This is a genomic window from Mycolicibacterium monacense, from assembly GCF_010731575.1.
Classification (GTDB): domain Bacteria; phylum Actinomycetota; class Actinomycetes; order Mycobacteriales; family Mycobacteriaceae; genus Mycobacterium; species Mycobacterium monacense.
Genome location: NZ_AP022617.1, coordinates 4806403 through 4820366, shown reverse-complemented (window position 1 = coordinate 4820366; position 13964 = coordinate 4806403). Strand labels below are relative to the sequence as shown.

The 13964-nt window shown below is 72.0% G+C and carries 11 protein-coding genes; 2 read left to right on the top strand and 9 right to left on the bottom strand.

Features of this window, described 5'->3' with window-relative positions; genetic code table 11:
• The 8 genes from G6N49_RS23005 to G6N49_RS22970 form a co-directional block, all read right to left on the bottom strand.
• Window positions 1-321 carry a YbaB/EbfC family nucleoid-associated protein gene (locus G6N49_RS23005; RefSeq protein ID WP_011557503.1) on the bottom strand — a complete coding sequence of 107 codons (321 nt, stop codon included), beginning with the start codon at window positions 319-321 and terminating at the stop codon, window positions 1-3.
• An 8-nt stretch (window positions 322-329) separates the two neighbouring features.
• Window positions 330-1934, bottom strand: a complete 1605-nt coding sequence (locus G6N49_RS23000; RefSeq protein ID WP_011854179.1) for a PPE domain-containing protein — start codon at window positions 1932-1934, stop codon at window positions 330-332.
• A gap of 50 nt (window positions 1935-1984) precedes the next feature.
• Complete coding sequence (gene eccE, locus G6N49_RS22995) at window positions 1985-3382, bottom strand: type VII secretion protein EccE (protein WP_011854180.1); 1398 nt, start codon at window positions 3380-3382, stop codon at window positions 1985-1987.
• Complete coding sequence (gene mycP, locus G6N49_RS22990) at window positions 3379-4725, bottom strand: type VII secretion-associated serine protease mycosin (protein ID WP_011854181.1); 1347 nt, start codon at window positions 4723-4725, stop codon at window positions 3379-3381. The genes eccE and mycP overlap by 4 nt, the downstream gene beginning before the upstream one ends.
• A 190-nt stretch (window positions 4726-4915) precedes the next feature.
• A complete protein-coding gene (locus G6N49_RS22985; protein ID WP_011557507.1) occupies window positions 4916-5173 on the bottom strand; it encodes an HPr family phosphocarrier protein in 258 nt (85 codons plus the stop codon).
• Window positions 5174-5203: 30 nt separating this feature from the next.
• Window positions 5204-7219 (bottom strand): PTS fructose transporter subunit IIABC, encoded by a 2016-nt coding sequence (locus G6N49_RS22980; protein WP_011854182.1) that lies wholly within the window; start codon window positions 7217-7219, stop codon window positions 5204-5206.
• 20 nt (window positions 7220-7239) lie between these two features.
• Window positions 7240-8217, bottom strand: a complete 978-nt coding sequence (locus G6N49_RS22975; RefSeq protein ID WP_011557509.1) for a 1-phosphofructokinase family hexose kinase — start codon at window positions 8215-8217, stop codon at window positions 7240-7242.
• Complete coding sequence (locus G6N49_RS22970; RefSeq protein ID WP_083044507.1) at window positions 8214-8981, bottom strand: DeoR/GlpR family DNA-binding transcription regulator; 768 nt, start codon at window positions 8979-8981, stop codon at window positions 8214-8216. Before G6N49_RS22970 ends, G6N49_RS22975 begins: the two co-directional genes overlap by 4 nt.
• Before the next feature lie 42 nt (window positions 8982-9023).
• On the opposite strand from G6N49_RS22970, the gene G6N49_RS22965 reads away from it, so the two are divergent.
• Both G6N49_RS22965 and G6N49_RS22960 read left to right on the top strand, forming a co-directional pair.
• Complete coding sequence (locus tag G6N49_RS22965; RefSeq protein WP_011557511.1) at window positions 9024-10778, top strand: phosphoenolpyruvate--protein phosphotransferase; 1755 nt, start codon at window positions 9024-9026, stop codon at window positions 10776-10778.
• A gap of 36 nt (window positions 10779-10814) precedes the next feature.
• Complete coding sequence (locus tag G6N49_RS22960; protein WP_011557512.1) at window positions 10815-11801, top strand: pirin family protein; 987 nt, start codon at window positions 10815-10817, stop codon at window positions 11799-11801.
• 2 nt (window positions 11802-11803) lie between these two features.
• On the opposite strand, the gene G6N49_RS22955 is transcribed toward G6N49_RS22960, so the two are convergent.
• Window positions 11804-13960: an FUSC family protein gene (locus G6N49_RS22955; RefSeq protein WP_011557513.1), complete on the bottom strand. Its 2157-nt coding sequence runs from the start codon at window positions 13958-13960 to the stop codon at window positions 11804-11806.
• Window positions 13961-13964 lie beyond the last annotated feature (4 nt).

Sequence of the window (13964 nt, the reverse complement as noted above, 5' to 3'; positions counted from 1 at the left end):
TCAGGGCCGCCACGACTCGGTCAGCTCGGCGACCCGGGCGTCGATTCGTTCCCGATCCGCTTCGATGGCAGCCGACGCCGCCTCGGTCGCGTTCTGCAGCGCCTCGTTCAACCGCTGTTCGACGACGTGCGCGCCCTGGCGCAGCAGACCGTCCTCGATGTGCACACTCGTCAACTGCTGATGACCGTCGAGCGTCACCTCGACGGTCTCGGTCTCGTCGGATGCGGTGAACGTCTGGTGCTTCATCTTGTGTAGCTGCTCGTCCATGATCGACTGCAGTTGCTGGGCCTGGGCGAGGACCGCCGCCACCTGCGGGTGCATCTCGCCGCTCACTTCGAGTCCTTCCGATCCCGCGGCTTGGGCGTGTAGCCGATGACGGATTCGGTGAACGGACGGTCCTCGACGTAGAGATCCTCGTCCGGTGCCAGGCCGGGCGTGCGCTTCTTCTCGCCGCCACCCTGACCGCGGCCCGCGCCGTGGCCACCCATCGGCATACCGCCCATACCCCCCATCGCACCCATGGCACCGGCCGGGCCGGCCGCGGCGGCACCGGCGCGCCCCGTCCCGGCCGCCCCGGGGGCGACGGTCTCGGCTCCGACAGCGGGCTGCAGCGGGGAGGGTGGGACCCCGCCGCCACCGCCGCCGGCTCCACCACCCGAGCCACCACCGGCGCCGCCACCGCTCGCGGCGGCCGGCTTCAGCGCGGGGTCGTCCAGCGGAGGCAGCCCGTCCGGGCCGCCACCGGGCAGGCCGCCCGGTAGGCCACCACCGGCAGCCGGTGCGGCCGGGGCGCCACCGCCACCGGCGGGAGAGCCGCCGCCTCCCGACGGTGAACCGCCGCCGCCGGATGAGGCGCCCGCGGGCTGAGCGCCGCCCTGTCCGGCGGGAGACCCCCCGCCCATCGGCGCCGCCGCGGCCTGACCGCCGGGCTGCCCACCGGGCCGGCCGCCGGGTTGGGCGCCGCCCCCGCCGGAGCCGGGTTCACCAGGTGCACCCTCGCCGGCGGGCTGGGTCTTCCCCTTCCGCGGATCGCCGTTGCTGCTGATCGGCGGTACCGGCGCTGCTCCCGGTGGCGGGTCGAGCACCTTGGGCAGGCTCTTACCGGCGACGTCGGCGCTGTAGCTGGTCCGGACGTCTTCGGACTTCCGCTGCAGCGCAAGGTAATCCATCATGGCCCTGGCGAGCGCGTCCTTGTCGCCCGCCTGACCGGCCTGCGCCACCCTGGCCTCGACCGCCTCGACCTCCGCAACGGTCGGGTGCTGACCCGACCACTTGTCGTGCGCATCGGCCATGTCGATCGCCTCGGTGCCGAGGAATTCGTAACTCTCGGCCAGCTTCTCCAGCCACTCCTTGTGCTGACGGACCGCGTCGCCGGCCTTCTCGGCGGCGGTGCCGTCCCAGTTGATGCCGTCGAGGTTGAAGGATGCGGCCCTGTCGCGCAGCGTCCCGGCGAACTTCTTCGCCTGTTCCCCGTAGGTCCGCATCGGGCCCGAGTCGCCGGAGTGGATGATCTGCGCGGCGGCCTTCACATCCATGAAGCCGGCGTCGGTCTGGCCGCCCGGGACCGCGGGCACCGTGGCGGGGAATTCGATCGGCGGGACCGACGGCGGCAGTGTGGGGTTGACGGGGACCGGTTCCACCGAGCGTGGTCCGTCGGGGTACTCCAGCGCCTGGGCCGCGCGGTTGTCGATCTGCTGGTAGACGTCGGCCGCCTCGGACAGCACCGCGGCGAGCCGTTCGGCTTCGCGGTTGCCGGAGATCAGGTGGCTGCGCAGCGTGTCCGAACCGGCCGCGATGCCGGCCGCCGACGCCGTGACGAACGGGAGGCCGCACGGCGGTGTGGGCCGCTGCGACTCGTCGGTGATCTCCTCGTCCAGGGTGGTGGCTCGAGCCCGCAGATCCGCAGGTTCGACTCGGACTTCATCCCCCGCCATGTCTTCCTCCTCAGGTCACCGCGGTGTCGGGGCGGCCGGCCTACAGTTGGTCACTGCTCGAGTGCCATCTGGTAGCGGCTTTCCTCGCGCGGGTTGATCAACCGGATGGGCAACTGCCGGTGCCTCGGGGTGTCGATGAAGTTGTGTCGCAGTATCACCCGGCCGACACCGGGATGCGGGCTCAGATAGGTCGTCGCGTTCGGCCACGACAGCTTGGCCTCCTGGCCGATGCGTCCGTTGACGAAGCCGGCGAACTCGCGGAACTGCGGGCCGAGCGTCACCACCGCACCCGCCGCGGCGGACCGGACCACGAACTGGGTGAACAGCCGGGCATCGCCGAGGTTGATGCTGACATCGACGTCGTCGAACGGCATGTACACCGGATAGCGGTCGGCGGTCTCGCCGATGAGAATCCCCGCCGATCCGATCGGGAGCTCGTAGTGTTTGTCCGACACCGGGCTGATGCCCTGCAGCGCCGCGCGCTGGCCGCCGAACAGGCACGAAAAGCCACGCGGCGTAGCCGGATTCGCCAAGGTGGTCAACAGTACGGTGGTCGTCGGGGCGATACCTGGGCGGATCCGCATCCGGGTGATGGTGTGGTCGGCGCGCGCCGACCACCACACATCAGGCCCGCCGGGCGCGCTGTAGGCCGCGGTGAATGTGCTGCGGCCCTTGATCGCCGACCAGGTCTCCCGTTCGAAGCTGACCTCGGTGGCCCGGTCGAAGTCGTCGAAGCTGCGGCTGGGTCGGGCGTCGATTCCGTTGCCTGCCAACTGATCCGCGAGCCGCGTCGTCGAGGCCACCAGATAGCGGGCCAGCCCGGCGACACCGGAGTCGCGGCGCTGTGCGGGTTTGCGGGTCAGTTCGGGATCGGCCCGCAGCACGATCCACGTGCGGCGGTTCGCCGGCGCGGGATACGGTCCGACCACCTGTTCGTATAGCGCCACCAGGCTGGCCGGCGCGGTCTTGCCCACCCGGTATCCGGCGGCGACCACGTCGGCTTCGAGTTCCGGGCAGTGCGCGGCGATCAGGTTCTCCACCATCGCGGTGTCGAGTACGTCGTCGGTGAAGGACTGTCCGTTGACCACGACGGTCGGGGTGAACGGCCGCGGCACCAGTTCGATCGCCGACATCAGATGGTCGCCCTGCCAGCGCACCGCCACGTGGTCGCCGGGCATGACCGTCGAGCCGACCGCGGGTTCCGACGGTGCGGGTGGCGTACTGAGGTGCCTGCGCCGCCACGAGAACAGGGCCGCCACCCAGCCCGTCAACCGGCGCCCGCGGACGGTCACGACCGCGATCAGCGCGATCAGCACCGAGACCGTGACGCCGACCCACAGCAGGTCCAGCGGTACGAAGATCGCGATGCACGCCGGGATCAGCACCGCCGCCCACATCAGGTGGCCGGTGGTCAGGCGTAGACCGAACTGCGTGACGAACGACCTCATCGGCGCCTCAACGCCCGCCGGGTCAGCGCGGCGATGCCGAGGACCAGCGTCAGACCCGCCCCGATCACGACCACCCAGGTGATCGGCCCGCGGTCGGGCGGCGGTACGTGCACCGGCGGCGGCAGTTGTTTGACGCGGTACGGGATCGCGGTGGGTCCCTCGGGCACCTCCCAGGTCAGCGCCGCGACCGGATCGATCACACCCGCCCCGACGTAGTTGTCGACACCGCCGCCGGGATGCCGTGCGGTGGCGGTGATGCGGTTCATGATCTGCGCCGGGGTCAGCTCGGGGAAGCGCTGTTTGAGCAGCGCCGCCAGGCCCGAGACGTAGGCGGCCGAGAAGGATGTGCCGCCGATCGGGATGGGGCCGTCCTGCCCCTGCAGCGCGTTGACCGGCTGACCGTCGTAGCCCAGCGCGGTGATGTTCGCACCGGGTGCGGCCGCACCCACCCACGGCCCGGACATCGAGAAGTTGCTCGGCTGACCGTTGTCGTTGATGCTGCCGACGGTCAGCACCAGCGGTGAGTACCAGGCGGGGCTGACGACGGTCTGCACCTGCTGCCAACCGCGCGGATCGGTGGGGACGGCCGGATCGGGTGGCGGGTTCTGGCTGCAGTCCTGTCCGGTGTTGCCGGCCGCGACGACGACCACGGCGTTCTTCACGTTGACGGCGTAGTTGACCGCCGCGCCCAACCCCGTCTCGTCGATGGGGCGGGTGATCTTGTAGCAGGCGGCTTCGCTGATGTTGATCACCTGCGCGCCGAGGTTCGCCGCGTGCACGACCGCGCGGGCCAGGCTGCGCAACGAACCCGCGGTCTGGGTGGTGTTCGGATCGTTGGGGTCCTGGCGGGCGCCGACGGGCTGGAAGGCCTCCGAGGTCTGGCGCAGCGACAGGATCCGGGCGTCGGGGGCGACGCCGATGAACCCGTCGGTGGGCGATCCGCGTCCGGCGATGATCGACGCGGTCAACGTGCCGTGCGAGTCGCAGTCCGACATTCCGTTGCCGGCCTGGTCGACGAAGTCACCACCCGGTTCGGCGGGCACGCGCGGTGAGCCGTTCACGCCGGTGTCGATCACGGCGACGGTGACCCCGGCGCCGGTCGCGAACTTCTGGGCCTCGGCCAGTTGGAGATAGTCGTTCGGCCAGGGCTTGTCGGCAAAGTTCGAGTTGGGCAGCACCGTCGGGGCCGAGCACACCCGGCGCTGCTCTGTCGGCGAATCGGGTCCGGTCTGGTCCGGGGGCAGCGCCGCCGGGTCGATGCTGGGTGGTTCGATCGCACCCACCGGCGGCGCACTGAGCAGGGCCAACAGCAGTGCCAACAAGATCACCCCGACCCGCTGCACCGCGTTCAGCACCCCCCGTTTCGACCCGCCGACGGCTTCGCGCCTCAGTGTAGACAGCAAACCGCCAAGCGCGTCGCGGGAGGCCCGTTCCATCCCGCCATGCGGACCGGTCGAATGCACGGAGCAAGCCTAAGGGCTCCGCGAGGGGGGTAGCTGCGGTTTCTTTGTCGGAGGAGTCAGCGGCGGTGCGTCAGGCGTCGAGGTCCTGCTCGACGAGCCCGGCGACGGTGTCGAGCGCCGCGGCGTCGTCGGACTCCACGGTGACCTCGGCGCCATTGCCCGCGCCCAGGGTCATGATCATCAGGGCGGACCCGGCGTCGACGGGCTCACCCCCGGCCACCGCCAGCGTGACCGGGACGCCGGCGTTGACGACGGCTTCGGCGATGATCGCGGCGGGGCGGGCGTGCAGGCCGATGGCCGAGCCGACGGTGACGGTACGTGCGGGCATGGTGGGGTTTCCTTTTCTGGGGGTGGGGGCTCAGGCGTTGGCGAGTGCGGGGCTGGCGTCGGCGGGCGTTTCGGGTTTGGCGAACTGCTTGGCCGCGACGACGGCGCCGGCGCCGGCCGCGGTGCCCACCGCGAGCGCGACCAGGAACCACGCCAGGTTGCCGATCGCGAAGAACACGAAGATGCCGCCGTGGGGCGCCTTGGAGGTGACGTCGAACGCCATGACCAGCGCACCGGTGATGGCGCCGCCGAACATCATCGACGGGATGACGCGCAGCGGGTCGGCCGCCGCGAAGGGGATCGCGCCCTCGGAGATGAACGACGCCCCGAGCAGCCATGCGGCGCGGCCGTTTTCGCGTTCCGGCTCGGTGAACAACCCGGGCCGCACGGTCGAGGCGAGCGCCATCGCCAGCGGCGGGACCATCCCAGCGGCCATCACCGCCGCCATGATCCGCAGCGACGCCGGGTCGGCCACGTTGAGGCCGGTGGTCGCGAAGGCGTACGCCGCCTTGTTCACCGGACCGCCCAGATCGAAGCACATCATCAAGCCGAGGATGACGCCGAGCACGATCACCGAACTACCGGACAGCCCGTTGAGCCAGTCGGTGAGGCTGGTGGTGAGCCACGCCAGCGGACGGCCGAGCAGCAGGAACATCAGCAGGCCGACGACCAGTGAGGCGAACAGCGGGATGATCACCACCGGCATCAGCCCGCGGGCCCAGTGCGGTACCCCGATCCGACTGATCCACAGCGCGGCGAAACCGGCGATCAGGCCGCCGACGATGCCGCCGATGAACCCGGCGCCCACCGTGGTGGCGATGTAACCGGCGACGAAGCCGGGTGCGATACCGGGCCGGTCGGCGATGGCGAACGCGATGTACCCGGCCAGCGCGGGTACCAGGAAGAAGAACGCCAGGTTCCCGATCGTGAACAGCACCGCACCGAGGTACTGGATCAGCCCGCCGGACGGCAGGTTGGTCAGTGAGTTCGTCGTCGCGATGATCTTGCCGAGTGAATCCGTCTGGCCGTCAGGCGTATTCGCGATGTCGTAACCCGCGAACAGGAAGCCCAGCGCGATCAGCAGACCGCCCGCGGCGACGAACGGGATCATGTAGCTCACACCGGTCAGCAGGATCTGCCGGGTGCGCGTGCCCCAGCCGACATCACCCGCGGGCGCCGCCGCCGAGGGGGCGCCGGCGGAACCCTCGACGCGGGCGGCGTCGGGGTTGTCCGCGGCGGCCAGTGCGTCGGCGACCATCTTGTCCGGTTCGTTGATCGCCCGCTTGACCCCCGAGGCGACGACGGGTTTGCCCGCGAAGCGCTGCCGGTCCTTCACCCCGACGTCGGTGGCGAAGATGACCGCGTCGGCTTCGGCGATCGTCGCGTCCGACAGCGGCGTGCTGCCCGAGGAACCCTGGGTCTCCACATGCAGCGTGACGCCGGCGTTCTTCGCGGCGGCGGCCAGCGAATCGGCCGCCATGTAGGTGTGCGCGATGCCGGTCGGGCAGGCGGTGACGGCGACGAGTGAGCGCTGCCTGGCCGGTTCCGGCTCCGCGGCGGGCGGCGGCGGTGCCGCCGGTTGCGGGTTGACCACGTCCTCGACCAGGGAGACGACGTCCTCGGACGTCTCGGCCGCGCGCAGCGAGGCGACGAACTCCTTGCGCACCAGGGCGCGCGCGAGGCTCGACAGCAGCTTCATGTGCTCGGCGCCGCCGGAATCCGGTGCGGCGATCAGGAACACCAGGTCGGCCGGCCCGTCGGGGGCGCCGAAGTCCACACCGGGGGTCAGGCGCGCGAAACCGATCGTCGCGGTGTCGACATACGGGGAGCGGCAGTGCGGGATCGCGATGCCGCCGGGTAGGCCGGTCGCCGACTGTTCCTCCCGGGCCAGCGCGGCGCGTGTCAGACCGTCGGCGTCGGTGCTGCGCCCGGCGTCGGCCAGCCGGTTGACGAGGCGGCCGATCACGGCTTCCTTGTCGCCGCCGGCGTCGACGTCGAGCAGCACGAGATCGGTGGTGATGATCGGCGATGCGGTGGGACTGGACATCACGGGCTCTTTCGGTCGGTTCACGAGCTGGCAGGGGTCGGGGCGATGGTGCTGACGGCGACGCCGTCGAGGTCGAGCTGGGCGGGGGACGGCAGTGCGGAGCCGGGTAGGGCCGCGGCGGCGCTGCCGTAGGCGACCGCCATGCGCAGCCGGCGGGGCGGCTCGGCGCCGGCCACGGCCGCACGGACGTAGCCGGCCAGCGACGCGTCGCCCGCACCGACGGTGCTGCGCGGGACGATGGGCGGCGGCGTCGCCATCCACGCGCCGGTCCGGTCGACGAGGACGGCGCCCGCGGCGCCCAGCGTGGCGAGCACCGCGCCGACGCCGCGGTCGACGAGCTGGCGGGCGGCGGCCGCGACCGGTTCCGGATCACCCTGTGCGGCGGCGCTTTCGAGCTCCTCGGCCGATGCGCCGACGAGGCCGGCCAGTTCCTCGGCGTTCGGCTTGATGACGTCGGGCGCCGCATGGTCGAAGGCGGCGGCGAGCGCGGCGAGCGGGCGTTCGGAGGTGTCGACGGCGACCCGGCAGCGCAGGGGGACCAGCCGCGCGACCACCTCGGCGTACCAGTCGTCGGGCAGGCCGGGCGGCAGTGAGCCGGACAGCACCACCCAGCTGGCCTGCTCGGCGGCGTCGATGATGCCCCGGGTCAGCGCGTCTCGGGCGGCGGCGTCCAGCGCCGCGCCGCGCTCATTGAGTTTCGTTGTGGTTCCGTCGGATTCGGTGATCGCCAGGTTGGTGCGGACAGGTTCGGCGATCGGCACACAGCGGAACGGAACACCGATCGCGCGCAGTGCGGTGACCATCGGGTCGCCGTCCGCGGCGGGCAGCAGCGCGACCGCGTCCAGCCGCGCGAGGGTCAGGGCCCGGGCGACGTTGACGCCCTTACCGCCCGGCTCGCTGGTGACCGACGTGACCCGCTGCACCGCACCGCGGGTCAGCGGGGCCGGCAGCGCGACCGTCCGGTCGATGCTGGGGTTGGGGGTGACGGTGACGATCATGCGACCACGACCTCGACGCCGCGTTCGGCGAACTGCCCGCGGTAGTTGTCGCTGATCTCGCCGTCGGTGATCAGGATGTCGACGCTGCTGATCGGCGCGAAGCTGACGAACTCCTCGCGGCCGACCTTCGACGAATCGGCCGCCACCACCACGTAGCCGGCGGCGCGCACCATCGCGCGCTTGACGGCGGCCTCCTCACTGTCGGGGGTGGACAGGCCGTGGCGCACGCTGATGCCGTTGGTGCCGATGAACGCGACGTCGACGCGCAGGCTGTCGAGGACCCGCAGGGCCTGCTCGCCGACGGCGGCCTGGGTCAGCCCGCGCACCCGCCCGCCGAGCAACTGCAGGTTCACCGAGGGCATGCCGGCCAGCCGTGCGGCGATGGGCACGGAGTTCGTGACGACGACGAGTTCACGGTCCGACGGCAGCTGCCCGGCGATCCGCGCGGTGGTCGTCCCCGCGTCGAGGAGCACGCTGGCGCCGCTGCCGGGCAGGTACTCCAGCGCGGCGGCGGCGATGGCATCCTTGTACTCCGCCCGCGTCGCTTCCCTTTCCCCGACGCCTGCCTCGACCAGATGCAGCGTCCGGGCCGGCACCGCACCGCCGTGGACCCGGCGCAGCAGGCCCGCCCGGTCGAGGGCGGCGAGGTCACGACGAACGGTCTCGGTCGTGACGTCATAGGCCTCGGCCAGCTCCGCCACCGAAGCGCGGCCCTTCTGCATCACCAGGGAGGCGATGGCCTGCTGCCGTTCTTCGGCGTACATGGAGCTCCGTTTATGTGGGAAGTGGCGGGAAGGTGCTTGGTTATGTTTGGTTTTACCCCCGTTCGTGTTGACTTGTCAACACTTTTTAGTAACCTGGTTCACATGACCGCTTCATCTGCGCCCACATCACACGCCACTGCCGGCACGGTGCTGCGCGGCGTGCCCGTCGTTCCCGGGGTGCAGTACGCCCCGGTGGTCCGGCCCGGCCGGCTGCCGGTCGTCGAGGACACCGCCGCCGAGATCGCGGACGCCGACCGACCCGCCGAGGCCGCCCGCTTCAGCGCCGCGGCGACCGCCGTCGCCACCCGCCTGCGCGACCGCGCCGCGCACTCGACCGGGGCGGCCTCCGAGGTGCTCGCCGCCACCGCGACCCTTGCCCAGGACCGGGCCTGGTTGGGCGCCGCGGAGAAACGCATCGCCGGCGGTACCCCGGCCGTCCGCGCGGTGCGGGAAGCCGTCGCCCAGTTCGTCGACCTGTTCACGAAGATGGGCGGGCTGATGGCGGAGCGGGTCACCGACCTGCAGGACATCCGCGACCGCGTGCTGGCCGAGCTCAGCGGGCTGCCCGAACCCGGTGTCCCGCTGCCGATGGTCCCGTCGGTCCTGTGCGCCGAGGACCTCGCCCCCGCCGACACCGCGGGTCTCGATCCCACGCTCATCGTCGCGCTGGCGACCACACTGGGTGGCCCGACCAGTCACACCGCGATCATCGCCCGTCAGCTCGGCATCCCGTGCGTGGTCGCCGTCGACGGCCTCGACGCGGTACCCGCCGGCGCGTTCGTGCTGGTCGACGGCACGGCAGGCACGGTGACCGTCGGCCCCGACGAGGTGGCCGCTGCCGAGGCCGTCGCCGCGGCCCGGCACGAGGCCGAGCGCGCCGCGCACTGGGCCGGGCCCGGGGCGACCGCCGACGGCCATGCCGTCGCGATCCTGGCCAACGTGCAGGACGGTGCCGCGGCGCGGGCGGCCCGCGAGACGCCGGCCGAAGGCGTCGGCCTGTTCCGCACCGAACTGTGCTTCCTCAACCGCGACACCGAACCGACCGTCGACGAGCAGGCCGAGATCTACGGTGAGGTGCTCGACGCCTTCGCGGGGCACAAGGTCGTGGTCCGCACGCTCGACGCCGGTTCGGACAAACCGCTCAAGTTCGCCGGACACCGCGACGAGGCCAACCCGGCACTGGGTGTGCGGGGCATCCGGATCGCCCACGGCAACCCGGGCATCCTCGAACGGCAACTCGCCGGTATCGCGGCCGCGGCGGCGCGCACCGGCACCCGACCGTGGGTGATGGCGCCGATGATCGCGACCGCCGGGGAGGCGAAGGACTTCGCCGCCGCCGCGCGCCGCCACGGGCTGACGCCGGGGGTGATGATCGAGGTGCCCGCCGCCGCCCTGCTGGCCGACCGCATCCTCGAACACGTCGACTTCCTGTCGATCGGCACCAACGACCTCGCGCAGTACACGATGGCCGCCGACCGGATGTCGGCCGACCTGGCATTGCTCACCGACCCGTGGCAGCCGGCGGTACTCGCGCTCGTCGCGATGACCGTGCGGGCCGGCGCCGCGGCGGGCAAACCCGTCGGCGTGTGCGGTGAGGCGGCGGCCGACCCGACGCTCGCCTGCGTCTTGGCGGGTCTCGGCGTGACGTCGCTGTCCGCCGCGTCCGCGGCGGTTCCCGGAGTGGGCGCCAGGCTGGCCCAGGTCACCCTGCAGCAGTGCCGCGATGCGGCCGAGGCGGTGCTGGCCACGGCGACCGCCGCCGAAGCGCGCGCCGCCGCGCTCGCCGCCCTCGGGTGACGGAATGAATCGGACCGCAGTCCGGTTGATCGGAACATGCCTGCCATCACCGCCGACACCCTGACCCTGCCCCGCGTGACGGCGCCCGCGCCGTCCGACACCGAACGCCCCGTCCGCTCCATCACCACCGGTCCCCGCGGCTACGAAGGTGAGGGTTTCCCCGTCGTCCGCGCGTTCGCCGGCGTCAGCGCCGCCGACCTCGACCCCTTCATCCACATGGACCAGATGGGCGAGGTGGAATACGAGCCGGGCGAACCCCGCGGCACCGACTGGCATCCCCACCGCGGGTTCGAAACCGTCACCTACATGATCGACGGCCGCTTCGCGCACCAGGACTCCCACGGCGGCGGCGGCCTGATCACCGACGGCGCCACCCAGTGGATGACGGCCGGTTCCGGCATCCTGCACATCGAGACCCCGCCCGCCGAACTCGTCGAGAGCGGCGGACTGTTCCACGGCATCCAGCTCTGGGTGAACCTGCCGCGCAAGGACAAGTTCGCCACACCGCGCTATCAGGCCATCGAGGGCGGCCAGGTCAAGATGCTGGCGTCCGAGGACGGCGGCGCGCTGATCCGCATCATCGCCGGGGACGTCGACAGCCAGGACGGTCCCGCGCGCGGTCCCGGTGCCACCCACACGCCGATCACCATGGCGCATGCGACCGTGGAACCCGGTGCGCGGCTGAACATCCCGTGGAACCGCGACTTCAACGCGCTGGTGTACGTGCTGTCCGGACGCGGCGCCGTCGGCCCGGTCGGCCATCCGATCCGGCAGGGCCAGCTCGCGGTGTTCGGTCCCGGCGACCGCCTGAGCGTCGCGGCCGAGCCCACCCAGGACTCCCACCGCCCCGCCCTCGAGGTGCTGATCCTCGGCGGCAGGCCGATCCGTGAGCCGGTCTTCCACTACGGGCCGTTCGTGATGAACTCGAAGTCCGAGCTGATCCGGGCCGTCGAGGACTACCAGGCCGGCAAGTTCGGCACCATCCCGCCGAACGCGCTGATGCCGCACACGTCCGGCCGCTGACGTCAGCGCCCGGTGGTCAGCGGTTGCTCGGCGCGCGGGTACAGCAGCTCGAGCTCGCCCAGGTGCGCGGCCACGGTGACCAGCGGGAGCGCCGCGGAGATGGCCAGGTCGTTCTCTTCGGCCTCGGGGCGCAGCGCGAGAGCCACGTCGTCGCTGATCGGCGGTGTGTGGACGGCCTCCGGCGCGGGGCCGACCAACCGACGGCAGACCAGCTCGGCGTGCGCTTCGAGCACCCGGCGCGTCTGTGGGTAGACCCCCAGCGGCGGCGGGACGACGTCGGCGATCAGCTCGGCGGCGGCACGCAACCGGACCGCGCGGTTCGCTGCACGGACGACGGGCGCCCGCACGTCGGTCTTCCCGCCGTTCTCCGAAAGATATTGGCGTACAGCGTCATCGAGGGTTCGGGACGCTTCCAGTGCAGCGTGGCTGAGTGCGGTGACCCGGTCGGCGGCCTGCTCCGACGAACCGCGGGTGACCCGCAGCACCGCGGCCCGCAGCAGCGCGGCGCCCGCCTCACAGGCGTCGCGCACCGCCGCCGTCACCGTCGCCGAGGCGCCGCGCGGCCACATTAGCAGCGAGACCGTCGCACCCACCAGCGCGCCGAGCACCACATCCTCCACCCGGATCAACCCCACCGACCACCCCGTCGGCGCGATCACGTTGAAGATGATCAGCACCATCATCGTGAACGCGGCCTGCCCCGCGATGAACGAGGCGATCTCGGGGACGTAGGCCGAACCGAACGCCACCACCGGCAGCAGCAGCCACATCACCGCCGGTTCCACGCCGACGACTTCGATCAGCGCCACCCCGAGCAAGAACCCGATCGCGGTGCCCGCCACCGCGCGCAACACCCGCGTGCCGGTGGTCAGTGCGCTGCTGCGCAGCACCGACATCGCACCCAGCACCACCCAGAAGCCGTGCTCGACCGGGAACACCTGGGTGACCGTGACGGCCAGGGCCAACCCCAGGCCGGTACGCAGGCTGTTGCGCAGGACCACGGCCCGGGTCGCCACGAAACCCTTGGTGATGGCCGCGACCGCGGTGGTCTCGGGCATCACCCAGTCCGCGGCGCCGGTGCGCGGCAGCCGTCGCCCCAGCACCCGCGCCCACACCGGACGCGCATCGGCCAGTGCGGCATTGCGGATGATGCGCCCGGTCACCCCGACCGTCGCCGAGAAGGTGCGCCGGCCCAGCAGGGTGCGGGAGACGGCGACCGCGGTGGCGTCGTCGGGCACCGCGAGGATCTGCTCGATGTCCTCCCGATAACGGCCGTGGGCGATCGAGCGCAACTCGTCCAGAGCGGCGTCCAGATCGGCGTTGCGGGCGGCGCGCACCTGCCGATCGTGGATCCGCACCACCGCCGCCGCGTCACGCAGCACCCGCACGATCGGCGGCTTCATATCGCCCAGCAGCGCCGCGGTGTCGTCGGTGACGCGGTCGGACAGCCACCCGAGGTCGTCGACCACCCGGACCAGCGCACGGCTGCCCGCCGTGAGCGCCACCGGGCGGAAGTCGGCGTTGACGAAGTTCTCCCACAGCGCGTTCATCGCCCGGTGGACGTCTCTGGTCGACGCGTCACCGTCGAGGCAGTCCGCCAGCGACCGGCACACCGTCGCCGCGTGCCTGCGCAGGTCGTCGTGGTGGCGGGGCGGGAACAGGAACAGCGCGGCCGGCACACAGAGGGCCAGCGCGATGAGCCATCCGGTGAGCCGCTCGTCGATCGGGCCCGGCGCGGTGCAGGCCGGCAGCACGAAGGTCATCAGCGTGGCCCGCTGCCCGGCGGCGATGACCTCGCTGAGCACCCCGGAGAAAGTCACCACGACGCCGAGGACGAACATCAGCGCGACCCCGAGCCAGGGATGCGGTGCGGTCAGGGTGCCGAGCGTGATCAGGATCGCGCCGTTGAACCCGAGCCCCGCATAGGCCAGTGCCCGCGCGGCCCGGTTGCCCGGGAAGTCGGCGAGGATCAGCAGCGCCACCGAACCGAAGATCGTGAACATCGGCGCCTGCGTGCCGCCGGCCAGGGTGAAACTCGCCGCCGCGGCGACCGGCAGCACGATCGCAGCCCGCCCCGCGCGGCGCAGCGCGTCCCGTTCGGGGTCACGGCGCTGGATGCGGTCGGCGGCCCGGCGCCACAGGACGGCCGGGGTCAGCATGACC

What these genes read in the sequence shown, in the direction of transcription:
- G6N49_RS22955 (WP_011557513.1), bottom strand. Translation starts at nt 13,960, where the DNA reads ATGCTGACCCCGGCCGTCCTGTGGCGCCGGGCCGCCGACCGCATCCAG.
- G6N49_RS23000 (WP_011854179.1), bottom strand. Translation starts at nt 1,934, where the DNA reads ATGGCGGGGGATGAAGTCCGAGTCGAACCTGCGGATCTGCGGGCTCGA.
- eccE (WP_011854180.1), bottom strand. Translation starts at nt 3,382, where the DNA reads ATGAGGTCGTTCGTCACGCAGTTCGGTCTACGCCTGACCACCGGCCAC.
- G6N49_RS22965 (WP_011557511.1), top strand. Translation starts at nt 9,024, where the DNA reads ATGTTTGGTTTTACCCCCGTTCGTGTTGACTTGTCAACACTTTTTAGT.
- G6N49_RS22975 (WP_011557509.1), bottom strand. Translation starts at nt 8,217, where the DNA reads ATGATCGTCACCGTCACCCCCAACCCCAGCATCGACCGGACGGTCGCG.
- G6N49_RS22980 (WP_011854182.1), bottom strand. Translation starts at nt 7,219, where the DNA reads ATGTCCAGTCCCACCGCATCGCCGATCATCACCACCGATCTCGTGCTG.
- G6N49_RS23005 (WP_011557503.1), bottom strand. Translation starts at nt 321, where the DNA reads ATGCACCCGCAGGTGGCGGCGGTCCTCGCCCAGGCCCAGCAACTGCAG.
- G6N49_RS22985 (WP_011557507.1), bottom strand. Translation starts at nt 5,173, where the DNA reads ATGCCCGCACGTACCGTCACCGTCGGCTCGGCCATCGGCCTGCACGCC.
- G6N49_RS22970 (WP_083044507.1), bottom strand. Translation starts at nt 8,981, where the DNA reads ATGTACGCCGAAGAACGGCAGCAGGCCATCGCCTCCCTGGTGATGCAG.
- G6N49_RS22960 (WP_011557512.1), top strand. Translation starts at nt 10,815, where the DNA reads ATGCCTGCCATCACCGCCGACACCCTGACCCTGCCCCGCGTGACGGCG.